General features: G+C 71.3%; 16 protein-coding genes. 6 read left to right on the top strand and 10 right to left on the bottom strand.

The window, feature by feature from the left end; translation table 11 throughout:
- Positions 1–8: 8 nt before the first annotated feature.
- Positions 9–482, bottom strand: a complete 474-nt coding sequence (locus BJ981_RS28765) for an Lrp/AsnC family transcriptional regulator (protein WP_184616570.1) — start codon at positions 480–482, stop codon at positions 9–11.
- Between the two features lie 108 nt (positions 483–590).
- Here BJ981_RS28765 and BJ981_RS28760 point away from each other — a divergent pair, with 108 nt between their 5' ends.
- Positions 591–1,004 carry a DUF2000 domain-containing protein gene (locus BJ981_RS28760; RefSeq protein ID WP_184616569.1) on the top strand — a complete coding sequence of 138 codons (414 nt, stop codon included), beginning with the start codon at positions 591–593 and terminating at the stop codon, positions 1,002–1,004.
- Positions 1,005–1,069: 65 nt separating this feature from the next.
- Here the strand turns inward: BJ981_RS28760 and BJ981_RS28755 are convergent, their stop codons facing one another.
- The 3 genes from BJ981_RS28755 to nrdR form a co-directional block, all read right to left on the bottom strand.
- On the bottom strand, positions 1,070–1,957 hold the full coding sequence (locus tag BJ981_RS28755) for a diacylglycerol/lipid kinase family protein (RefSeq protein ID WP_184616568.1): 888 nt from the start codon (positions 1,955–1,957) through the stop codon (positions 1,070–1,072).
- Between the two features lie 112 nt (positions 1,958–2,069).
- Positions 2,070–4,919: a vitamin B12-dependent ribonucleotide reductase gene (locus BJ981_RS28750; protein ID WP_184616567.1), complete on the bottom strand. Its 2,850-nt coding sequence runs from the start codon at positions 4,917–4,919 to the stop codon at positions 2,070–2,072.
- A 147-nt stretch (positions 4,920–5,066) separates the two neighbouring features.
- Complete coding sequence (gene nrdR, locus BJ981_RS28745; RefSeq protein WP_184616566.1) at positions 5,067–5,528, bottom strand: transcriptional regulator NrdR; 462 nt, start codon at positions 5,526–5,528, stop codon at positions 5,067–5,069.
- A 669-nt stretch (positions 5,529–6,197) separates the two neighbouring features.
- On the opposite strand from nrdR, the gene lexA reads away from it, so the two are divergent.
- Positions 6,198–6,911, top strand: coding sequence for a transcriptional repressor LexA (gene lexA, locus BJ981_RS28740; protein ID WP_184616565.1), 714 nt, complete (start codon positions 6,198–6,200; stop codon positions 6,909–6,911).
- A 131-nt stretch (positions 6,912–7,042) separates the two neighbouring features.
- Here lexA and leuS read toward each other — a convergent pair whose 3' ends face one another.
- Positions 7,043–9,505, bottom strand: coding sequence for a leucine--tRNA ligase (gene leuS / locus BJ981_RS28735; protein WP_184616564.1), 2,463 nt, complete (start codon positions 9,503–9,505; stop codon positions 7,043–7,045).
- 495 nt (positions 9,506–10,000) lie between these two features.
- On the opposite strand from leuS, the gene BJ981_RS28730 reads away from it, so the two are divergent.
- Complete coding sequence (locus BJ981_RS28730; RefSeq protein WP_184616563.1) at positions 10,001–11,350, top strand: hypothetical protein; 1,350 nt, start codon at positions 10,001–10,003, stop codon at positions 11,348–11,350.
- A gap of 12 nt (positions 11,351–11,362) precedes the next feature.
- Here BJ981_RS28730 and BJ981_RS28725 read toward each other — a convergent pair whose 3' ends face one another.
- Both BJ981_RS28725 and BJ981_RS28720 read right to left on the bottom strand, forming a co-directional pair.
- A complete protein-coding gene (locus BJ981_RS28725) occupies positions 11,363–12,622 on the bottom strand; it encodes a cytochrome P450 (RefSeq protein ID WP_184616562.1) in 1,260 nt (419 codons plus the stop codon).
- A 46-nt stretch (positions 12,623–12,668) separates the two neighbouring features.
- On the bottom strand, positions 12,669–14,216 hold the full coding sequence (locus tag BJ981_RS28720; protein ID WP_184616561.1) for a GMC family oxidoreductase: 1,548 nt from the start codon (positions 14,214–14,216) through the stop codon (positions 12,669–12,671).
- A gap of 184 nt (positions 14,217–14,400) precedes the next feature.
- On the opposite strand from BJ981_RS28720, the gene BJ981_RS28715 reads away from it, so the two are divergent.
- Positions 14,401–15,951 (top strand): long-chain-fatty-acid--CoA ligase, encoded by a 1,551-nt coding sequence (locus tag BJ981_RS28715; RefSeq protein WP_184616560.1) that lies wholly within the window; start codon positions 14,401–14,403, stop codon positions 15,949–15,951.
- Between the two features lie 60 nt (positions 15,952–16,011).
- Here BJ981_RS28715 and BJ981_RS28710 read toward each other — a convergent pair whose 3' ends face one another.
- On the bottom strand, positions 16,012–17,271 hold the full coding sequence (locus BJ981_RS28710; RefSeq protein WP_184616559.1) for an SAM-dependent methyltransferase: 1,260 nt from the start codon (positions 17,269–17,271) through the stop codon (positions 16,012–16,014).
- A 13-nt stretch (positions 17,272–17,284) separates the two neighbouring features.
- Entirely contained in the window at positions 17,285–18,637 is a 1,353-nt protein-coding gene (locus BJ981_RS28705; protein WP_184616558.1) for an FAD-binding oxidoreductase, read from the bottom strand.
- Between the two features lie 279 nt (positions 18,638–18,916).
- On the opposite strand from BJ981_RS28705, the gene BJ981_RS28700 reads away from it, so the two are divergent.
- Positions 18,917–20,071 (top strand): CaiB/BaiF CoA transferase family protein, encoded by a 1,155-nt coding sequence (locus tag BJ981_RS28700; protein ID WP_184616557.1) that lies wholly within the window; start codon positions 18,917–18,919, stop codon positions 20,069–20,071.
- 20 nt (positions 20,072–20,091) lie between these two features.
- On the opposite strand, the gene BJ981_RS28695 is transcribed toward BJ981_RS28700, so the two are convergent.
- On the bottom strand, positions 20,092–20,586 hold the full coding sequence (locus tag BJ981_RS28695; RefSeq protein ID WP_184616556.1) for a GyrI-like domain-containing protein: 495 nt from the start codon (positions 20,584–20,586) through the stop codon (positions 20,092–20,094).
- A gap of 194 nt (positions 20,587–20,780) precedes the next feature.
- Between BJ981_RS28695 and BJ981_RS28690 the strand changes: the two genes are divergently transcribed.
- Positions 20,781–22,220, top strand: a complete 1,440-nt coding sequence (locus BJ981_RS28690; protein ID WP_184617630.1) for a GuaB1 family IMP dehydrogenase-related protein — start codon at positions 20,781–20,783, stop codon at positions 22,218–22,220.
- The last annotated feature ends 202 nt before the right edge of the window (positions 22,221–22,422 follow it).

The following is a 22,422-nucleotide window of genomic DNA, read 5'->3' as shown; positions in this document are numbered from 1 at the left end:
CGCTCCGCTCAGCCCTCGGCCGCGACGTCGGGCAGCCGGCTCAGCACGGTGTTGTGCACCCGTTGGAAGATCACCGAGGTGCGGAAGCCGACGATCTCCTTGCGCTGGCTGAGCCGGTCGAGCAGGAAGGCGTGCAGGTGGTCCAGGTCCTGCGCGGTCACGTGCAGCAGGAAGTCGTCGCCGCCCGCCAGGACGAAGACGCTGAGCACCTCGGGGAGCCTGCTCACCGAGTCCTTGAACGTGGTGATCACCGAACGGCTGAGCGGGCGGACCTGGACCGACACCATGGCCTGGACGCCGCGGTTGAGCGCGCCGAGCTCGATCTCGGCGTGGTAGCCGCGGATCACCCCGCGCCGGGTCAGCGCGCGGACGCGTTCCAGGCAGGTCGAGGGGGCGACACCGAGCTGCCGGGCCAGCTCGCGGTTGGACTGCCGGGCGTCCGTCTGGAGAAGACGGATGATCTCCGAATCAAGTTCGTCCATGCGCGGCATTCTGGCAGCATCTCCGGCCGTTCGTTCGATAAGGCGGGGGTGCGGGCGTTCGCATGACTAGGTTCTGCGGTGATGGTCAACCGTTCGGAAGGACTGATGATGAGCTTGCCGACCAAGCTGGTGCTGGTCGTCCGCGCCGGGCTTCCACAGGCCCTGGCGGTGAACGCCGCCGCCGTGGTGGGGCTGAGCCTGGGGGCGCGGCTGCCGCACCCGCCGGCGAGGGACGGCGAGGACGCCTCGGGCGTCCGGCACGCCGGGCTGAACCCCCACCCCGTGCCCGTCCTGACGGCCACGCCCGCCGAGCTCGCGGACCTGCACGCCAAGGCCGGGGCCGACGAGGACCTGATCACCGTCGGGTTCAACGAGGTGGCCCGGCGCGCCAGGGACTACGAGGTCTATCTCGCCGACCTGGCCGCCACGCCGGGCGAGGAGGTCGAGTTCGTCGCCGTCGGGGTCTTCGGCCCGCGCGGCCGTGTCACCGCGCTGACCAGGCGGCTCCCTCTGCACGAGTGACGTCGCGGGGGCCTGCGGCCGGGGACGTCCGCCGGCCGCAGCACACCACCCGGGCACCCGCACGCCTACGGTGTGTCCTCCGGGACGCAGACCGTCAGCGCGCCGGGCACGACGCGCGCCTTCAGCCGGTCGACCGGCTCGCGGTCGCCGCCGTCCAGCTCGTACATGAGCGGCGCGCCGAACTCGGCCGTCACCTCTCTCGCCCGGGTGATCCGGACGAACGGCGACTCATCGCTGCGTCCCGCGGTCATGCGGCCCAGCACGCGCGCCCACTGGATGGGGCCCTGCGCCGTGGAGACGCCGACCTCCAGCCAGCCGTCGTCGGGGCGGGCGTCGTCGAAGGCGCGGATGCCGCCGGTGATCGTGCCGATGTTGCCGAGCAGCAGGCAGCTCCCCTTGCCCTCGAACCAGGTGACACCGTCCACCTTGACCGTCATCGGCACCAGCGGCCCGCCGACGTGCCGCACCGCGGCGCTCACGTACGCCAGGCGCCCGAGCCGGCCCTTGCTGCCGCCGTCGGCGTCGGCGATCATCTCGGCCTCGAAGCCGGCGCCGGCCATGACGGCGAAGTGCTCGCCGTTGAGCTCGCCCAGGTCCAGCTTCCTGCGCCGGCCCTGGAAGCCCAGGCGCACGGCCTCCTCCAGGTCGATGGGGATGCCGAGGTCCCGTGCGAAGAGGTTCGCCGTGCCGGCCGGGAGGATCGCCATCGGGACCCCCGAGCCGGCCATCACGTCGGAACAGCGCTGCACCATGCCGTCGCCGCCCCAGACGAACACCAGGTCGGCGCCCTTCTTCAGCGCCTTCCGCACCCGCTTGGGCGCCTTCTTGGACTTGGGCACCTCATACCAGAGCAACTCGCCGACGTCCTGCTCGCTGATCAGCACGCGCAGACGGTCCAGCCCGGCGCCGAGCGTCTTCTTCTTGTGAGCGATGACCGCGACCGTAGGTGACATGACGCCTGGACTACCCAGGAAAACGCCTTTCACCGGGCGCGTCGCGCGCGGGGGCGGCGGACCCTCGGCCCGCCGCCCCCGCCCGGTCCCGGCCGGAGCCGGGACGCCGCCGTCAGCTACAGCCGCTGGTGCTGCCGCAGCCCTCGCAGACGTAGCAGCTTCCCGCGGGACGCATCTTGGTGCCGCAGGTCAGGCACAGCGGGGCGTCCGCCGTACGGCCCTGGTGGCTCTCCAGGGCCGGGGCCGCGCCGTTCTCGCGGGCGCCCGGCCCGGCGGCCGGGGCCGGCGCGACCGGCTTCTCCTCGATGGGGGCCGACTGCGCCAGCTCCGCGGTGTCGATGATGACCTCCTGGACCGCGCCCGGGTCCTCCCCGCGCTGCTGGGCGGCGCGCTCGGCCGCCGAGAAGACCCCGAGGGCCGCCCGCTCGGCGTACGGGAGGTGGTCGAGGGCCAGGCGGCGGAAGATGTAGTCGACCACCGAGGCGGCCATGCGGACGTCCGGGTCGTCGGTCATGCCGGCCGGCTCGAACCGCATGTTGATGAACTTGCTGACGAAGGTGTCCAGCGGGACGCCGTGCTGCAGGCCCACCGAGATCGCCACCGAGAAGGCGTCCATGACACCCGCGAGGGTGGACCCCTGCTTGGACATCTTCAGGAAGACCTCGCCGAGGCCGTCGTCGGGGTAGGACGAGGCGGTCATGTACCCCTTGGCGCCGCCGACCGTGAAGCGGGTCGTGGTGCTCGGACGCTGGTTCGGCAGGCGGCGGCGCTGCGGCCGCGGCACCTCGATGACCTGCACGACGGGCTCGGCGGCCTTCGCCTCGGACACGTCCTTGGCGTCGTCGGTCTTCTTGGCGACCGAGAGCGGCTGGCCGACCTTGCAGTTGTCGCGGTAGACCGCGAGGGCCTTCAGGCCGAGCCGCCAGCCTTCGAGGTAGACCTGCTCGATGTCCTCGACGGTGGCCGACTCGGGCAGGTTCACGGTCTTGGAGATCGCGCCCGACAGGAACGGCTGGGTGGCGGCCATCATGCGGACGTGGCCCATCGGCGCGATGGCGCGCTCGCCCATGGCGCAGTCGAACACCTCGTAGTGCTCGGCGCGCAGGCCGGGGGCGTCCATCACGTGGCCGTGCTCGGCGATGTACTCGACGATGGCCTCGACCTGCTCGGGCTGGTAGCCGAGCTTGCGCAGCGCGCGAGGGATGGTCTGGTTGACGATCTGCATCGACCCGCCGCCGACGAGCTTCTTGAACTTGACCAGGGCGAGGTCGGGCTCGATGCCGGTGGTGTCGCAGTCCATCATGAGGCCGATGGTGCCGGTGGGCGCGAGCAGCGACGCCTGGGCGTTGCGGTAGCCGTTCTTCTCGCCGAGGCGCAGGCAGTCCTGCCATTGGCGGGTCGCCTCGGCCAGGACGGGCTTGTCGAGGGAGTCCATGCCGCGCAGGCCGTCGTTGGCGGCGGCGTGCTTGCGCATGACGCGCTTGTGGGCATCGGCGTTGCGCTTGTAGCCGTCGTAGGGGCCGACGATCGCGGCGAGCTCGGCGCTGCGGCGGTAGGAGACGCCCGTCATCAGGCTCGTGATCGCCGCGGCGGCGGCGCGACCGCCCTCGGAGTCGTAGGCGTGGCCGGTGGCCATCAGCAGCGCGCCGAGGTTGGCGTAGCCGATGCCGAGCTGGCGGTAGGCGCGCGTGGTCTCGGCGATCTTGTCGGTGGGGAAGTCGGCGAAGGTGATCGAGATGTCCATCGCGGTGATGATCAGCTCGGTCGTCTTGACGAAGTTCTCGACGTCGAAGGTGTCGTCCTCGCGCAGGAACTTGAGCAGGTTGATGCTCGCCAGGTTGCAGGAGGAGTTGTCCAGGTGGACGTACTCCGAGCACGGGTTGGAGGCGGTGATGCGCCCCGTCTCCGGGCAGGTGTGCCAGTCGTTGATGGTGTCGTCGTACTGCACGCCGGGGTCGGCGCACTCCCACGCCGCCTGGGCCATCTTGCGGAACAGCGCCTTGGCGTCGACCCGCTCGATGACCTCGCCGCTCAGCCGGGCGCGCAGCCCGAAGCCCTCGCCCGCCTCCACGGCGCGCATGAACTCGTCGGAGACGCGCACGGAGTTGTTGGCGTTCTGGTACTGGACGGACACGATGTCCTTGCCGCCGAGGTCCATGTCGAAGCCGGCGTCGCGCAGGGCGCGGATCTTGTCCTCTTCGCGGGCCTTGGTCTCGATGAACTCCTCGATGTCGGGGTGGTCGACGTCGAGGACGACCATCTTGGCCGCCCGGCGGGTGGCGCCGCCCGACTTGATGGTGCCCGCGGAGGCGTCGGCGCCGCGCATGAACGACACCGGGCCGCTGGCGGTGCCTCCGCTGGACAGGAGCTCTTTGCTGGAGCGGATGCGCGAGAGGTTGACCCCCGACCCGGACCCGCCCTTGAAGATGATGCCCTCCTCCTTGTACCACTCGAGGATGGACTCCATCTGGTCGTCCACGGCGAGGATGAAGCACGCCGAGACCTGCTGGGGGGAGGCGGTGCCGACGTTGAACCAGACCGGCGAGTTGAAGCTGAAGATCTGGTGGATCAGCGCGTGCTTCAGCTCGTGGTCGAAGATCTCGGCGTCCTCTTCGGAGGCGAAGTAGCCGTTCTCGCGGCCGGTGCGGGTGTAGACGCCCACGACCCGGTCGACGAGCTGGCGCAGGCCGGTCTCGCGCTGCGGGGTGCCCACGGCCCCGCGGAAGTACTTCGTGGTGACGATGTTGGCGGCGTTGACCGACCAGAAGTCGGGGAACTCGACGTCCCGCTGCTCGAAGTTGATCGAGCCGTCCCGCCAGTTGGTCATGACGACGTCGCGGCGCTCCCAGCGCACCTGGTCGTACGGGTGCACGCCGGGCGTGGTGTGGATGCGCCTGATCTTCAGGCCCTTGGAGGCCCGCTTGCCCCCGCGCCCCACTGAGCCGCTCACCGTCTCCGTCATGATCTTTCCCCTTCCGGGACCCCGTGGAGCCCTAATGTCGGAACACATCCGCGCGCCGCGCACATCCCCCGGCGCCGGCGCCCGGCGAGATCCTCGGCGTCCGACGGCCTCCGGACTCCCCGGGCGTGTTGGTCGTGTCTGAAGTGTTCAGTCTTGGTCCGCGCCCCGGGAGGCGCGCAGTTGCTCGATCTCTTCCTCGAAGTCGGCGAGGGTCTCGAAGCCGCGGTAGACGGAGGCGAACCGCAGGTAGGCCACCTCGTCGAGCTCGCGGAGCGGCCCGAGGATCGCCAGCCCGACCTGGTGGGAGGCGATCTCGGCCGAGCCCGTCGCGCGGATGCTCTCCTCGACGCGCTGCCCGAGCTGCGCCAGGGAGTCCTCGCCGACGGGACGGCCCTGGCAGGCGCGGCGCACGCCGGCGATGACCTTGTCCCGGGAGAACGCCTCGGTCACGCCGCTGCGTTTGCTCACCATCAGCAACACCGTCTCCTGGGTGGTGAACCGGCGCCCGCATTGTGAACACGTGCGGCGCCGCCTGATCGCCGCGCCGTCCTCGGTCGACCGGCTGTCGATCACCCTGGTGTCTGGATGACGACAGAATGGGCAATGCACGTGTCGCCTCCGTTTTCTCGCGATTCCCACCGGCCACCCCGGCCGGACCCTCGTGAATGCGGCCTCCCCGGGTCGACCCCGAGGAAAGTCCGCCCCATGTTTCCGTATTCGCCCCACGCTCGCGGGCCCATTCCGGATTAACCGAAATAGGCATGCGCGCGCACTGTGGGTGCCCACAGTGCGCCGACGGAAACACAACCTATGGGTTACCGACAACGGTGTAAGTACTAGATGTTGTGGTCCAACCGTAGGAGTGCCGCACCATGAACGCAAGTCGGCGGCACCCCGGATCGCGAACCCCCCGCCGATCAGGGGGAACGACCCCCGCACCGGCGTGTCGCAGCCGCGCGGCGCCGCCGACTCCCCCTCCGGGCCCGGAGCACCGGAGAGGGGGACGCATCAGACCGAGATCGCTCAAGTGATCGACTTTCCCGCCTCACCCGCGTAAGATCGCGAAAGTCGAACACGATATCGATCGAACTCCCGTACGATGTCATGCGCCGACCGGCGACCACGTTCGGATTATCTCGAACAGTTGTTTGATGACGATCTTGAACGGCGTTATTGTCGCTGTGTGCGACATCGGGAACACGGACGGGCGGCCGGCCGGGCGGGCATGGCGTTGATGTGGCGGCGCGTCCGGGGACGCCCGGCGAGGAGGAGTTGACTATGAACGAGCAAGACGAGAGCGGCGCGGTCGTCACCGACCTCGCGGTGCGCAGGCGTGACTCCTTGGGCCTCACCCCGAGGCAGCGCAAGATCCTTGAGGTGATCCGCGATTCGGTGCAGCAGCGCGGCTATCCGCCGTCGATGCGCGAGATCGGCGAGGCGGTCCAGCTGACCAGCACCTCCAGTGTGTCCCACCAGCTCACGGCGTTGCAGCGCAAGGGCTACCTCCGCCGTGACCCGCACCGTCCGCGCGCGCTGGAGGTCCGCCTGCCCGGCGAGCCCGCGCTCTGGGTCGACCCGGTCGGCCCGGGCGAGGAGGAGCCTTTGGTGACCCGCCCCACGGCCGCGTTCGTGCCGCTGGTGGGCCGCATCGCCGCCGGCGGCCCCATCCTGGCCGAGGAGCGCGTCGAGGACGTCTTCGCGCTGCCCAAGCAGCTCGTCGGCGAGGGCACGCTGTTCCTGCTCCAGGTCTCAGGCGACTCCATGATCGACGCCGCGATCGCCGACGGCGACTGGGTGGTCGTGCGCCAGCAGCCGGTGGCCGACAACGGTGACATCGTCGCGGCCATGATCGACGGCGAGGCCACCGTGAAGACCTTCAAGCGCAAGGACGGCCACGTCTGGCTGGTGCCGCACAACGCCAACTACGACCCGATCCCCGGCGACGAGGCCACCGTCCTCGGCAAGGTGACCGCGGTCCTGCGCAAGCTCTGACCGAGCCGGGCGAGCGGCGCCGCACCGGCCGCTCCCCCGCGCCCACCGCCCGGGCGCGACGAAGCCCATGACACCGCCTGAGCGTCCCCGCGGGGAACGCTCAGGCGGTTTCGCATGCCGCCCGGCGGGGCTCAGGGGACGATGTTGACCAGCTTGGGCACCCGCACGATCACCTTGCGCGGCGTCCCGGACAGGTACGGCCGCACCTTCTCGGAGGCCAGAGCCAGCTCCTCCAGCGCGGACTCCGAGATGGACGGCGAGACCTCCAGGCGGTCCCGCACCTTGCCCGCCACCTGCACGACGCAGGTGACCGACTCCTGGACCAGCAGCGCCGGGTCGGCGGCGGGCCAGCCCGCCCGCGCGATCGTCGGGCCGTGGCCGAGACGCTCCCAGCCCTCCTCGGCGGCGTACGGGGCGACCAGCGACAGCATGACGGCCAGCGCCTCCGCGGCCTCCCGCACGGCGGGGTCGGCGGCGCCGGGGCCGGCGTCGATGGCCTTGCGCGCCGCGGAGGTCAGCTCCATCATGCGGGCCACGGCCACGTTGAAGCGGGAGGACTCGACCAGGCGGGTGACCTCGTCGACCGTCCGGTGGGTGACCTTGCGCAGTTCCAGGTCGCCGGAGGCGGGGTCGGCGCCGGCCGGGGAGGCCGCGCCCGCCTCGGCCATGACGCGGAACGCCCGGGCCAGGAACTTCTGCGACGCGGCCGGGGAGAGGTCGGCCCAGTCGATGTCGTCCTCGGGCGGGCCGGCGAAGACCATGGTCAGCCGGACGGCGTCCACGCCGAAGGCGTCGATCTGCTCGCCGAGGTCGACGCCGTTGCCCAGGGACTTGGACATCGCCTTGCCCTGGTTGATGACCTGCCCCTGGTTGAGCAGGCGCAGGAACGGCTCGGGGAAGTCGACCATGCCCATGTCGTGCAGGACCTTGGTGAAGAACCGCGCGTACAGCAGGTGGAGCACGGCGTGCTCCACGCCGCCGACGTACTGGTCCACCGGGCCCCAGCGCCGGACGCGCTCCACGTCGAAGGGGCCGTCCTCGTAGCCGGGCGAGCAGTACCGCAGGAAGTACCACGAGGAGTCGACGAAGGTGTCCATCGTGTCGGTGTCGCGCCGGGCGGGCCCGCCGCACTTGGGGCAGTCCACCTCGACCCAGTCGGTGGCCCCGGCCAGCGGCGAGACGCCCTTCGGCGCCAGGGCCTCGCCGCGCAGGTCGGGCAGCGTGACCGGCAACTGGTCGTCGGGGACGGGGACCTCGCCGCAGTCGGGGCAGTGGATGATCGGGATGGGCGTGCCCCAGAAGCGCTGGCGCGACAGCAGCCAGTCGCGCAGCCGGTAGTTGACGGCGGCGGCGCCCGTGCCGCGCTCCTGGAGGATCTGGACGATGCGGGCGATGGCCTCGGCCTTGGACAGGCCGTCCAGGGGACCGGAGTTGACCAGGCTGCCCTCGCCCGGGGTGGCGGCGCCGGTCTCGGCGGGGTCGGGCAGGCCGGTCTCGACGACGACCCGCACGGGCAGGCCGAACTTCCGGGCGAAGTCCAGGTCGCGCTGGTCGTGGGCGGGCACGGCCATGATCGCGCCGTGGCCGTAGTCGGACAGGACGTAGTCGGCGGCCCAGACCGGGATGCGCTCGCCGTTGACGGGGTTGACGGCGTGCCGCCCCAGGAAGACGCCGGTCTTCTCCTTGTCGGTGGCCAGGCGCTCGATGTCGCTCAGCTTGGCGACCTCGGCCTGGTAGGCCCGCAGCGCGGGCAGCTGCTCGGGCGCGCAGATCTGCTCGGCCAGCGCCGCGTCGGCGGCGACGACGAAGAACGTGGCGCCGTACAGGGTGTCGGGGCGGGTGGTGTAGACGGTGACCGGCTCGTCGCGGCCTTCGATCTCGAAGCGGACGTCGGCGCCCTCGGAGCGGCCGATCCAGTTGCGCTGCATGGTCAGCACGCGCTCGGGCCAGCCGCCCTCCAGCTGGGCCATGTCGTCCAGCAGGCGGTCGGCGTAGTCGGTGATGCGGAAGTACCACTGGGTCAGCTCGCGCCGGACGACCTCGGTGCCGCAGCGCTCGCAGCGGCCGGCGACGACCTGCTCGTTGGCCAGCACCGTCTGGTCCTTGGGGCACCAGTTGACCAGGCCGCCCTTGCGGTAGGCCAGGCCGCGCTCGAAGAACCGGTTGAACAGCCACTGGTTCCAGCGGTAGTACTCGGGGTCGCTGGTGTGCAGGCGGCGCGACCAGTCGAAGGACACGCCGTACCTCTTGAACGAGGTGGCCTGGGTGTCGATGTTGGCGTACGTCCACTCGGCGGGGTGGGCGTTCCGCTTGATCGCGGCGTTCTCGGCGGGCAGGCCGAAGGAGTCCCAGCCGATGGGGTGCAGGACGTTGTAGCCGCGCTGGAACCAGTAGCGGGCCAGCACGTCGGCGATGGCGAAGACCTCGCCGTGCCCCATGTGCAGGTCGCCGGAGGGGTAGGGGAACATGTCGAGCAGGTATTTGCGGGGACGCTCGTCGGCGGCGTCCTCGCCCGCCCGGTACGGGTCCAGCTCTTCCCAGCGCGCCTGCCACTTCTCCTGCAGCGCCTGCGGATCGTACTGCTCGTCACTCACGGCCCATGTCCCTCGGTTGACTCGGCGTGGATGGCCGGACCAATAAAGAAACCCCCCGTGTCCACGAGGGGCAGCCGCGCCGACCGGTCTTCAGCTCGGTCGCCGCGGCCCGCCAAGAAGCAGGGTCCTGCCACGCATAGCTCAAGGGTAGCGCAGCGGGCAATGCGCCTTCCTCCCGTTCGGGCCGCGCCCGCGGGGGTCAGGGGCACCCCAGAGGAAGGTTCCGGATTCTCACACAGCTACCTAATGGTGATAGATCCGTTGTGACCTCATATGTCCCTTTAGTTTACTCTTTTCGCCGTGGCGAACTCGTTCGGCCGGGAACGCGGCCCGCAATTCACGCAAGAGGGCCTGCCGATGCAGGATCCGCCGACCGATCCGACAGGGCTGCGGCTGCCTGGGGCATTCTCGCATTCTCCTGCGGACACCCCCGCACCCCATGAGATCATGCGCAGCACCCCCAATCCGGGCATGACGTCGGGAGGATCGCCAGCGATGGCACCTGAGCAGAGCAGCCAGTCCACGCGCCCCCCGGCGTGGCCGGAAATGCCTCCTCCCCCGCCCCCGCCGCCGCCCGCCTCGCCCGCCCGCGACCAGCGCTCCTACGGCGCCCCCGCGACGGGGCCGCGCCCGCAGCAGCCGCCCCGCCCGCCGGACTCGTACGCGCCGCAGCCCACGGGTCCGCAGCCCACGGGCCCCCACCAGACCGGCCCGCAGCACACCGGGCCGCAGCACATGGACCCGCGGCACATGGACCCCCGGCAGATGGGCTCCCAGCACACCGGTCCCCAGGCGCCCCCCTACGTGCCGCCGGGCACCGAGACCACCATGCGCGTCCCCGGTCCGGCGACGCCTCCCGGCGGCCCCCGGCCCGGCGGCCCGGGGGGCGGGCACCAGCCGGGACACCAGCCGCCGCGCCACCAGGGGCCGGCGTTCACTCCCGAGGACCCCGACAAGCCGTTCGTCACCGCCGGCCAGATCAGCGGCCCGAAGACGCCGCCGCCCGAGCGCCAGCAGGAGCTGTGGAACACCGTCTTCGGCGAGAACTACGAGGCGATCGGCGAGGAGGCGGACGGCGACGGCAGGAAGGTGTGGCTGATCGCGCTCGTGGCCTCCGTGGCCGTCGCGCTCGTGCTGGCCCTGCTGTGGGCGTTCCTGGCCGGCCCGCTCAGCTCCTCCGCCGCCTCCGGCTCCGCCGCGGCGGAGCCGACCGCCAAGGCGGGCACGGGCAAGCCCAAGGCCTCGCCGTCCGGCACGCAGGCGAGCACCAAGCCGCAGTCCATCGGCAGGCTCCCGAAGTACTCCGGCGAGGCGTCCCCGCGCACCGGCGCGCTCACCGACCAGGCGGCGGCCGTGGTCGTCCCCCGGCTCGGCGGGCCGTGGCAGCTGGACACGCGCGCCGAGCACGTGCGCGCGACCTACGGGTTCGCGACGCGGCAGTACGTGCCCGCCGGCACCGACGGCTCGGGCGCGCCGGTGTTCGCGCAGATCTTGACCGGCCCGCTGGCCAAGAGCCTGGCGGGCAAGTACTCCGCCTCCGATCCCGCCGAGCTGACCCCGGTGATCAGCGCGGTGGCGTTCGCGGCCCGCAACAAGTTCTTCCCCGCGGGCAACAAGGTCGTGAAGACGGCCGAGCAGCGAGTGTCGGCCGGGGGCATGCCCGCGCGCCTGGTCGCCTACCAGGTGCTGGCGGGCGGGACCAAGACCACGATGGTGGTCGCGGCGGTGAGCACGGGCGCGGACCTGCCCGCGGTCGTCTACATGTCGGTGCCGGCGAGCAAGAAGGAGCTGCTGCCGGACGTCAACACGGTGTTCTCCTCGATCCGCCCGGTGGCGGCCTCCTGACGGCGGGCCGGCTCAGGCGAAGCGGTAGCCCATGTGCTTGATGCCGTTGATGAAGTTGGAGAGCAGGTAGTCGGGCTCGCCGACGGCGTGGACCCCGGGCGCGCGGGAGAACAGCTCGCGGAACACGACCGTGATCTCGCGCCGCGCCAGGTGGGCGCCGAGGCAGTAGTGCGGGCCCGGGCCGCCGAACCCGAGGTGCGGGTTCGGGCTGCGGGTGATGTCGAAGACGTCGGGGTCGTCGAACACGGCCTCGTCGCGGTTGGCCGAGTTGTAGTAGAGCAGCACCTTGTCGCCCTTGACGTACCGCTGGCCGTTCATCTCGTGGTCACGGGTGACCGTGCGCCGGAACTGGATCACCGGGGTGGCACAGCGGATGATCTCCTCGACGGCGCCGGGCAGGCGGCCGTCCAGGTCCTCGAGCAGCAGGTCGCGCTGGCCGGGGTTGTCGGTGAACAGCTTGAGCCCGTGGGCGATGGCGTTGCGGGTGGTCTCGCTGCCGGCCACGACGAGCAGGATGAAGAACGAGCCGAGCTCCTGGGCGGTCAGGTGTTCGTCGCCGTTGACGAGCAGGCTGGTCAGGTCGCCGGTCGGGCGGGCGCGCCGCTCGCGGCCGAGGCCGCGGGCCAGGGAGTTGAGCGCGTGGCCCGAGCGCAGCAGCCGGGCGATGCCGCGGGCGACGTTCAGGCGGCTCATGTCGGGCCGGATGCCGGTGTACTCGACGTCGGCGTTGCCGAGGACGACGTTGGTGTGCCGTAACACCATGTCGTGATATCTCGGCGGGATGCCCATCATGTCGCAGATGACCTGGACGGGGAGCCGGGCGGCGATCTGCGGGACGAAGTCCCCCGCCCCCTCGGCCATCGCCTCGTCGAGGATCTCGCGCGCCGCCCTGGCGACGTCCTCCTCCATCTTCTGGAGGATGCGCGGGGTGAACGCGCGCGAGACGATCCGGCGCAGGCGGGCGTGCCGGGGATCGTCCATATTGATCATGGAGCCGAAGTAGACCGCGAGCCACCTCGGCAGGTCCGGGATGCTGTTGGAGGTCGGCTCGCTGCTGAAGACCCCCGCGTTGCGGCTGGCCTCGGTCACGTCGGCGTGCCGGACCAGCGCGTAGTAGCCCTTGCCGCCGCCGATGAACGGGATGCGCTGCTCGGCCATGAAGGCCGGCCGGTCGAGCTCGCGCAGCCGCCGGAAGGCGTCGTTGCGCTCGTGCTGCGGCAACCCCCAGAAGGGGATGTCGGACAGGTCGATGTCCGTGACAGCAAGCGTCATCGCCCCCACACCTCCGCGTCCATCGTTGGCAAGATCTCTTCGGCCGTCAAGAGGCGCGGATCATATCGGCGGCCTTTTCGGCGATCATGATGGTCGGGGCCTGGGTGTGGCCGCGGTTCAGCGTCGGCATCACCGAGGCGTCCGCCACCCGCAGCCCCGGCACCCCGATCACGCGCAGCGAAGGGTCCACCACGGCGTCGTCGTCGATGCCCATCTTGCACGTGCCCGCGGGATGGTAGAGGGTCTCGGCGGTCTCGCGCGCGTAGCGGGCCAGCTCGGGCTGGGTGCGCTCCCCGCCGTACGGCCGCATCGGCCCCCCCGCGTACGGCCGCAGCGCCTCGGTCTCGGTGATCTCGCGCGCCCGCGCCAGCCCGGCGGCCAGGCGCCGCACGTCGGCCTCGGCGGTCAGATAGCAGGGGTCCACCACGACGCCGCCCTCGCCGTCCAGCGTGACCCGGCCGCGGCTCTCCGGCTGGAGCAGGATCGCGCCGACGGTGACGCCGTGCCCGGGCGGCCTGCTCAGGCCGTGGTCCACGAACGGCGCGGGCGCGAAGATCAGCTCGATGTCGGGGGCGGGCTCCTGCGGAGTGGTCCTGAGGAAGGCGACGGCCTCGGCCACGTTGGAGGTCAGCGGCCCGCCGCGCCCGAACAGGTAGCGGGCCAGGTTGCCGAGCGACTCGGCCGAGGCCAGCGTCACCGGCGCCGGGCACGCCACGACGATCCCGGCCGCCAGGTGGTCCATGAGGTTGCGGCCCACCCCGGGCAGTTCGTGCCGGGGCTCGACCCCGGCGGCCCGCAGCTCGGCGGGGTCGCCGATGCCGGAGAGCATGAGCAGCCGCGGCGACCCGACGGCCCCGGCCGAGACGATCACCTCGCGGGCGGCCGTCACCCGCCTGCCCTCGCCGTACTCGACCCCCGTGGCCCGGCCCGAGCCGTCCAGCAGCACGCGGCGGGCCGGGGCCGCGGTGAGCACGGTCAGGTTGGGACGGCTCATCGCGGGCCTGAGGTAGCCGTCGGCGGCGCTCCACCGCCTGCCGCGCTCCTGGGTGACCGGCGTCTGGGAGAACCCCTCGTTGGAGGGGCCGTTCAGCTCCTCCAGCCGGGTCATCCCCGCCTCCTCACAGGCGCGCAGGAACGCCAGGGTGACCTCGTTGGGAGCGCGTAACTCCGAGACGAACATGGGCCCGCCGGTGCCGTACACCCCGCCCCGGTTGGAGCCGATCCGCCGCTCGCTGCGCCGGAAGTACGGCAGGACCTCCTCATAGGACCAGCCGGGCAGGTTCCAGCCGTCGTAGTCCGCCCGGTGGCCGCGCACCCACATCTGGGCGTTGATCGACGTCGACCCGCCGAGCGTCCTGCCGAGCGGCCAGTACAGTTCGCGCCCGGACATCTCCACCTGCTTGGCGGTGGTGACGTTCCAGTCGTAGCGGGTCTTGAAGAGCTTGGAGAAGGCGGCGGGGACCCGGATCTCCATGCGCCGGTCGGCGCCGCCCGCCTCCAGCAGGAGCACCCGCACGGCGGGATCGGCCGAGAGCCGGTTGGCGAGCACGCAGCCCGCCGCGCCGGCGCCGACGATGACGTAGTCGTACTGCATTGCCGCCTCCGGGTCGTACGCAACTGCTCACGTACTTACGCCCGGTCATCGCCCTCCGTCCACGCTCGTTACCGATTAGTAGCGTTACTGCCGCCGGGCTGCCAGGATGACGCCAGCCTCGCGACCGCGTGACCGCCCCCGTCCGGCCCTCGCGAGGCCCTCGCACCAAAGGAGGAGACCGCCCATGCTCAACCTGTCCGTCATCCTGGAGGACAGCGCCCGCGAACACCCCGACCGCACGGCGATCGTGTCCGGCGACGCCCGGATGTCGTACGCGCTGGTGAACACGCTGGCGAACCAGGTCGCGAACCTCCTCGCCTCGCGGGGCGTCGGACCGGGCGACACGGTGGCCCTGGCCTGCCCCAACCTGCCGTACTTCCCCGTCGTCTACTACGGCGTGCTGAAGGCCGGCGCCGCGGTCGTCCCGCTCAACGTGCTGCTCCAGCCGCGCGAGATCGCCTACCACCTGCGCGACTCGGGGGCCAAGGCGCTGTTCTGCTTCGAGGGCACCCCGGACCTGCCGCTCGGGGAGCGCGGGCTGGCCGCCTACCGCGAGGCCGTCCCGGACGGGCCGCACGCCGACGGCTTCTTCCTGCTGCCCGCCACGCCGCTCGCCGTCGAGTCGGGCATCGACGGCGTCCAGACGTTGTGGGCCGCGCTGCGGGGCCGGTCCGAGACGTTCGAGACCACGGCCACCGCGCCGGACGACACGGCGGTGATCCTCTACACGAGCGGCACGACCGGGCAGCCGAAGGGCGCCGAGCTCAGCCACCAGAACATGCTCATGAACGCGATCGTCTCCGACGAGATGTTCGAGCGGACCGGCGAGGACGTCCTGCTCGCCACGCTGCCGCTGTTCCACTCGTTCGGGCAGACCGTGATCATGAACGTGGGGTTCCGGCGGCGGGCGAGCCTGGTGCTGATGCCGCGCTTCGACCCGGCGGGCGCGCTGGCGCTCATGCGCGAGGAGCGGGTGACGTTCTTCGCCGGGGTCCCGACGATGTACTGGGCCATGCTGACCGCCGTGCGCGCCGGGGGCGGCGCGGCGCCGGCGACGCTGCGGACGGCGGTGGCGGGCGGGTCGTCGCTGCCGGTCGAGGTGCTCAAGGACTTCGAGAAGACGTTCGGCGTGCCGGTGCTGGAGGGGTACGGGCTCTCGGAGACCTCCCCGGTGGCGAGCTTCAACCAGCGGGACCGGCCGACCAAGCCCGGCTCGGTGGGCACGCCCGTCTGGGGCGTCGAGATGCGGCTCATCGACGCGGGCTGGGACACCGTCGAGGGCGAGGGGCCCGGCGAGATCGCCGTCCGCGGCCACAACGTGATGAAGGGGTACTACGGCCGGCCGGAGGCCACCGCCGAGGTGACGAAGGACGGCTGGTTCCGCACCGGCGACATCGCGACCCGGGACGCCGACGGCTTCTACTTCATCGTCGACCGCGCCAAGGACATGATCATCCGGGGCGGGTTCAACGTCTATCCGCGCGAGCTGGAAGAGGTGCTGATGACCCACGAGGCGGTCTCGCTCGCGGCGGTCGTCGGCGTGCCGCACGAGTCCCTCGGCGAGGAGGTCAAGGCGCACGTGATCCTCAAGCCGGGCGCCGCGGTCACCGAAGAGGAACTGGTCGAGTGGTGCAAGGCGACCATGGCGGCCTACAAGTACCCCCGGCTGGTGGAGTTCCGCGAGTCCTTCCCGATGACCGCCAGCGGGAAGATCCTCAAGCGCGAGCTGCGCTGACCGCGCCGGCCCGGCGGCCGGCCGCGCCGTGAGAGGCTCTCACGGGCGGCCGGCGGCCGGTCAGGGCCAGTCCCGGGAGGGGCGCAGCGGGACGTCCGCCTCGCCCTTCTCGCGCAGCTTGACGCCCAGCACCTGGTGGAGCTGCACCTTGTTGCGCTCGAAGCCGACGACGCAGCCGGCCATGTAGAGCCGCCACACGCGGGCCGTGCCGCGGCCGACCTCGGCGAGCGCCTCGTCCCAGTGGTCGTCGAGGTTGGCGCACCACTTCATGAGGGTCTTGGCGTAGTGCTCGCGCAGGTTCTCCTCGTGGCGGATCTCGAAGCCCAGGTCCTCCATCTGCCGGATCAGGTAGCCGACGGACTCCAGCTCGCCGTCGGGGAACACGTACCGGTTGATGAAGCCGCCCTTGTTGATGGTGCGCTCGGTGCCGGTCGGGCGGGTGATGCAGTGGTTGAGCAGCCTGCCGCCGGGCTTCAGCTTGCCGTACAGGAAGCCGAAGTAGCCCGGGAGCTGGTCCTTGCCGATGTGCTCGGTGAGGCCGATGGAGCTGACCGCGTCGAAGCCGGTCTCGGTCACGTCGCGGTAGTCGCTGTGGCGGACCTCGGCCAGCTCCGACAGCCCCGCCTCGGCGATGGCCTTCTGCGCCCACTCGGCCTGCTGGCGCGAGAGCGTGACGCCGAGGGCCTTGACCCCGTAGTGCTTGGCCGCGTGCATGACCATGCCGCCCCAGCCGCAGCCGACGTCCAGCAGCCGCATGCCCGGCTTGAGGCCGAGCTTCCTGGCCACCAGGTCGAACTTGGCGAACTGCGCCTCCTCCAGCGAGCTGTCCGCCTCGGGGAACACCGCGCAGGTGTAGGCCATGGACGGGCCGAGCACCCACTCGTAGAACCGGTTGGAGACGTCGTAGTGGTGATGGATCGCCTCGGCGTCCCGCTGCTTGGCGTGACGGCTGCCGAGCCGCGCCATGGCGCTGCGGCGGACCTCCTGCGGCGGCGGGGGGACCCGCATCAGCAGCGGCTTGAGGCCGAGCGAGCGCGCGATCGACACCTTCTCCTTGAGGGGGATGTCGTTCAGCGTGAGCTGCGCCATCTCCGACAGCAAGGTGTACATGTCGCCCTGCACGTCGATGTGCCCGGCGATGTACGCGCGGGCGAGGCCCATCTCACCGGGGGACTGCGCGAGGTAGGCGAGCGCTATCGGGGTCTTGACCTCGATGCGGACGTCGGCGTCCGACCGGCCGGCCTTGCTGCCGTCGTAGGCGGCGAACGCCACGTTCGCCTCCGGCCCCACGATCTTCTCGAAGATCTGGGCGAGTGTCATCCAACCAACCTCCTCAACGCCCCCGCACGCACTTTTCGTAGAGGTCGAGCAGCCGTCCCTGCGGGTCGTAGGCCTGCTTGACCGGCCAGTACGCGTCGCCGTTGTAGAGACGCCAGAACTCGTCACGGGGGTAGAACGATGTGGAATACAGGGATTTGTGGCCGCCGAGGTCGTGCACGTTCCTCTCGATGAGCCTGTTGTGATACCCGTCGAACTGCCCGCGCGGCAAGGCGACCATGCCCCAGAATCCGAAGTTCACATAGAGCTTGCCCGGCTCCAGGGGGTACAGCGGCCACTCGCCGGTGGCCTTGAGCGGGCACATCCACACGGGCGTCATGCCGACCTTGTCCTGGAAGAAGTCCAGGAAGTCGGCACCCCGCTCGACCGGCACCTCGACGTCCTGGATGACCGACTCGTGCACGGGGTTGTCCCGCCACCGGTCGATCCTGGCCGTCACGCCGTACTTCTGGTTCAGGCCGACGAGCCGGCGGTAGACGTCCGAGCGCAGCCAGCGGCGGGGGATCAGGGAGCGGACCAGCGGCTGCTGGACCCCGAAGGCGCGCGAGCACCAGAACCAGTCGGTGTCCCAGCGCCACAGGTAGTCGCGGACGGTCAGCCAGTCACGCGTGCGGGTGCGGATCGACTGGTAGTAGACGCGCATCCCGGTGTAGTCCGAGGCGTACGGCGCGCGGTCGGCGAACTGCCCGACCGTGAGGTACATCTCGCCCGGATGGAAGTAGGTGCCGTCCACGAAGTCGACCGGCTCGCCGTCGTACCGCCCGCTGTCGCAGATCTCCTGCATCGCGAGCATGCACTTGTCGGCGTCCGAGAACGGGACGTGCGTCAGCCGCACGTACGGCTGGACGGGCAGCAGCTTGATGCGCAGCCGCAGCGCGTAGCCGAGGGTGCCGTAGGAGTTGGGGAACGCCCGGAACAGGTCGGCGTGCTCGTTGTCGGCCCTGGCCACCACGACCCGGCCGTCGCCGGTGAGAATCTCCATCTCCTCGACCGACTCGTGCGGCAGGCCGTGGCGGAAGCTGGAGGACTCGATGCCGAGACCGGTGACCGCGCCGCCGAGGGTGATGGTCTTGAGCTGGGGGACGACGTAGGGCATGAGGCCGGACGGCAGCGTGGCGTCCACGAGGCGCTCGTAGGTCGTCATACCCTGGACCTCGGCGGTCCTGGTCTCGGGGTCCACCTGGATCACCTTGTCCAGGTCGCGGGCGGACAGCTTCGCCGCGGCCCTGCCCGAGTCCCGGAAGCGGAAGAGGTTGGTGGTCGGCTTGGCGAGCCTCGGGGAGGCGCCCTCGGGAAGAGTGCTGATCGACTCCCTGATCTGGTCGACGGCCCTGCGATGGGCCGTCATACGGGCGGTCGTCTTTACCGTGTGATCTGGCATGCCACCACCCCCTGGAAACGTAGCGTCGGAGATCGTCGGTAGCACGCTATCTCCTCAGATAATCACCGACCAGAGTAGACACGTTAAACGCGCGCAAACTCAGGGACCCCCCGCGAAGCGCGGTGGCACAGGGGTTGACGCCGCGTGTCCGGGTGTGCACGGCCGCATCTCAAAGACCGCGTACCAAGCGTTTGCTCGTTATCGTGAGAGCGTCCCGCGCGACGCCGCGTCCCGAGGAGAGGATCCATGAGCACCACCGCAGATCAGGGCGGGTCCGGCACGTCCGCGGGCCCGCTGGCCGGGGTCCGCGTCCTCGAACTCGCCGGCCTCGCCCCCGGCCCCTTCGCGGGCATGATGCTCGCCGACCACGGCGCCGAGGTCCTGCGGATCGACCGGGTGGCCCCCGTCGCGGCGAGCGGAGACCGGCCACGCCCCGACGTCATGGACCGGGGCAAGCGCACCATCGGCCTCGACCTGAAGCGGCCCGAGGGCGTCGCGGCGTTCAAACGGCTCGCCGCCCGCGCCGACGTCGTGATCGAGGTGTTCCGCCCGGGGGTCGCGGAACGGCTCGGCATCGGGCCCGCCGACCTGCACGCCGTCAACGAGCGGCTCGTCTACGGCCGCCTGACCGGCTGGGGGCAGGACGGGCCGCTGGCCGCCGCCGCCGGGCACGACATCGACTACATCGCCGTCGCGGGCGTGCTGTCCATGCTCGGCCGGGACGGCGAGAAGCCGACCCCGCCGATCAACGTCCTCGGGGACTTCGCGGGCGGCGGCCTGATGCTCGCCTACGGCGTCCTGCTCGCCCTGCTGGAGCGCGAGCGCACCGGACGCGGCCGGGTGATCGACGCGGCGATGGTGGACGGCGCGGCGCTGCTGTTCGCCATGTTCGCCCAGTTCGCCGGGACGGGCGCCTGGGGGCCGCGCGGCACCAACCTCCTCGACACCGGCGCGCCCATGTACGACACCTACGCGACCGCGGACGGCGAGCACGTCGCGGTCGGCGCGCTGGAACCCCGGTTCTGGGACGACCTGGTCGCCGGGCTCGGGCTCACCGGCCTGCCCGCCCGCGACGACCGCGCCAACTGGCCGCTGATCCGCGAGCGCCTCGCGGCCGCGTTCGCCACGCGGACGCGGGCCGAGTGGGAGCAGGTCTTCGCGGGCTCCGACGCGTGCGTCGCGCCGGTGCTGTCCCTGGAGGAGGCCGCCGCGCACCCGCACAACGCCGCGCGCGGCACCTTCGTCGAGGTCGGAGGGATCGTGCAGCCCGCGCCCGCCCCCCGGCTGCTCGACGGCGCCCGCGGCGCGCCCGCCCAGGCCACCCGCCTGCGCGACCTGTCGTCCTGGGGGCTGCCCGGCGACGAGGCCGAGGCGCTGCGCGCGGCCGGCGTGCTGGCCTGACACCTGCCCCCGGCCGTCGCTCAGGCCTGGACGCGGTCCCTGCCCTGGCCCGCGGGGGCGGGGAGGACGGCCAGGTAGAGGTCCACCCCGTCGGCGTGGTGGACCTCCAGGTCGGTGGAGAACGCCCGCGCCGGGATGCCGCCGCCCTGGGTGTAGCTCCAGATGCGCTGCCACGCCTCGATCAGCGTCTGCGGCATCGGCCCGTGCGCCTCCAGCTTCAGGCAGTGCACGCCCGGCACCCGCACCGCCACCATGCCCTCGGGCAGCCCCGCCGCCGTCCGGATCGCCACCCCCACCACCTGGGTGAAGGCCCCCTGATGGTCGCTCTCGTAGTCGGTCAGCACGGCGTACAGGTTGTCGTCGACCCGGCCCGGCACGTGGGCGAAGGCCCCCGGCACGCCCGCGCGCGACCACAGCCCCGGCAGGAGCGCCCGGGACGGGTCGGCCTCCGCCGCGTTGGTGGTGCGCACGGCGTAACCGGCGACGAGAATCTCAGGCCGTTCGACGATGTACATAGCGCCTCCACATTCCAGGGCCACCCCACTTGACCCGTTCGCGCGGTCAATGTATCCGTACCGGCCGATGGTCGTCTCGATCATCGCCTACAGAGGTATCGGGAGCGCAGCCCGCGACGGTCACCTAAGGACATATCGCATAAGTGAGCTGGGAAATCCCATTGTTTACCATGAATCGCATAGGCTGGACCAACGTGCGATTCCTCAACGATCAGGCTCCGATCTACGACCTGACCTACAGCGACGTGTTCATGGTCCCCTCACGGTCGGCGATCGGCTCGCGGCTCGCCGTCGACCTCTCCACCGGCGACGGAACCGGCACCACCATCCCGATCGTGGTCGCCAACATGACCGCCGTGGCCGGCCGCCGCATGGCCGAGACCGTCGCGCGGCGCGGCGGCATCGTCGTCCTCCCGCAGGACATCCCGATCGACGTCGTCGCCGAAGTGATCGACTGGGTCAAGAAGCGCGACCTGGTGCACGACACGCCCATCACGCTCACCGCGCACGAGACCGTCGGCGAGGCGCTCAACCTGCTGCCCAAGCGCGCGCACGGCGCGGTCGTCATCGTGGACTGGGAGAACCGGCCCATCGGCGTGGTCACCGAGGCCGACTGCCACGGCGTCGACATGTTCACCCAGCTCTCCCAGGTGATGTCGGGCCCGCCGCTCACCATCCCCGCGGGCATCGACCCGCGCGCGGCCTTCGAGGCCCTGCACGAGGGCCGGCACAGGCTCGCCCCCGTGGTGGACGGCGAGGGCCGCCTCGTCGGCGTGCTGACCCGCACCGGAGCCCTGCGCGCCACGCTGTACGAGCCCGCCCTGGACGCCGAGGGACGCCTGCGCATCGCCGCCGCCGTCGGCGTCAACGGCGACGTCGCCTTCAAGGCCAAGGAACTGCTGGACGCCGGAGTGGACTGCCTGGTCGTCGACACCGCGCACGGCCACCAGGAGAAGATGATCGCGGCGCTGGCCGCCGTCCGCGCCCTCGACCCCGGCGTGCCCGTCGCCGCCGGCAACGTCGTCACCGCCGCCGGGGTGCGCGACCTCGCCGACGCGGGCGCCGACATCATCAAGGTCGGGGTCGGGCCCGGCGCCATGTGCACCACCCGCATGATGACCGGCGTCGGCAGGCCCCAGTTCTCCGCCGTCCTCGAATGCGCCGCCGCGGCCCGCGCGCTCGGCAGGCACGTGTGGGCCGACGGCGGCGTGCGCCACCCGCGCGACGTCGCCCTCGCCCTCGCCGCCGGCGCCTCCAACGTCATGATCGGCTCCTGGTTCGCCGGCACCTACGAGTCCCCGGGCGACGCCCACACCGACGCCAACGGCCGCCGTTACAAGGAGAACTTCGGCATGGCCTCCGCCCGCGCCGTCCGGCTCCGCACCGCCGACGACACCCCGTTCGACCGGGCCCGCAAAGCCCTGTTCGAGGAGGGCATCTCCACCTCGCGCATGTACCTGGACCCGCTGCGCCCCGGCGTCGAGGACCAGATCGACGCGATCGTCGCCGGCCTGCGCTCCTCCCTGACCTACGCGGGCGCCACCACGCTGGAGGAATTCCACGCCCGCGCCCTGATAGGCATCCAGAGCGCCTCCGGCTACTCCGAAGGCATGCCCCTCCACCAGAGCTGGTGACCCGCCCCCTCCACCTTTCCCTGCTCGCCGTTCGGTCCGACACCTGAGCGCTGCCCCGCACATGCCTCCAAGGCGAGACGCGGGGCGGCGAGGCCGGGGCCGGATTACGGCGGGCGGCTCTGGGTAACGCTCGTGGGCGGAGGAACGCGCGCGGAAGGTCATCCGCCGGAGAACGATCTCCACAGGGCTTGACGCCGTGAGA

Source organism: Sphaerisporangium krabiense (assembly GCF_014200435.1).
Taxonomy (GTDB): Bacteria; Actinomycetota; Actinomycetes; order Streptosporangiales; family Streptosporangiaceae; genus Sphaerisporangium; species Sphaerisporangium krabiense.
The sequence above is the reverse complement of the archived record's forward strand: the minus strand, read 5'-3'. Positions and strand labels throughout refer to the sequence as shown.

Bases quoted from the DNA above. Each gene is read 5' to 3' on its own strand.
- BJ981_RS28765 (WP_184616570.1), bottom strand. From the start codon at position 482: ATGGACGAACTTGATTCGGAGATCATCCGTCTTCTCCAGACGGACGCC.
- BJ981_RS28760 (WP_184616569.1), top strand. From the start codon at position 591: ATGAGCTTGCCGACCAAGCTGGTGCTGGTCGTCCGCGCCGGGCTTCCA.
- BJ981_RS28755 (WP_184616568.1), bottom strand. From the start codon at position 1,957: ATGTCACCTACGGTCGCGGTCATCGCTCACAAGAAGAAGACGCTCGGC.
- BJ981_RS28750 (WP_184616567.1), bottom strand. From the start codon at position 4,919: ATGACGGAGACGGTGAGCGGCTCAGTGGGGCGCGGGGGCAAGCGGGCC.
- lexA (WP_184616565.1), top strand. From the start codon at position 6,198: ATGAACGAGCAAGACGAGAGCGGCGCGGTCGTCACCGACCTCGCGGTG.
- BJ981_RS28730 (WP_184616563.1), top strand. From the start codon at position 10,001: ATGGCACCTGAGCAGAGCAGCCAGTCCACGCGCCCCCCGGCGTGGCCG.
- BJ981_RS28725 (WP_184616562.1), bottom strand. From the start codon at position 12,622: ATGACGCTTGCTGTCACGGACATCGACCTGTCCGACATCCCCTTCTGG.
- BJ981_RS28720 (WP_184616561.1), bottom strand. From the start codon at position 14,216: ATGCAGTACGACTACGTCATCGTCGGCGCCGGCGCGGCGGGCTGCGTG.
- BJ981_RS28715 (WP_184616560.1), top strand. From the start codon at position 14,401: ATGCTCAACCTGTCCGTCATCCTGGAGGACAGCGCCCGCGAACACCCC.
- BJ981_RS28710 (WP_184616559.1), bottom strand. From the start codon at position 17,271: ATGACACTCGCCCAGATCTTCGAGAAGATCGTGGGGCCGGAGGCGAAC.
- BJ981_RS28705 (WP_184616558.1), bottom strand. From the start codon at position 18,637: ATGACGGCCCATCGCAGGGCCGTCGACCAGATCAGGGAGTCGATCAGC.
- BJ981_RS28700 (WP_184616557.1), top strand. From the start codon at position 18,917: ATGAGCACCACCGCAGATCAGGGCGGGTCCGGCACGTCCGCGGGCCCG.
- BJ981_RS28695 (WP_184616556.1), bottom strand. From the start codon at position 20,586: ATGTACATCGTCGAACGGCCTGAGATTCTCGTCGCCGGTTACGCCGTG.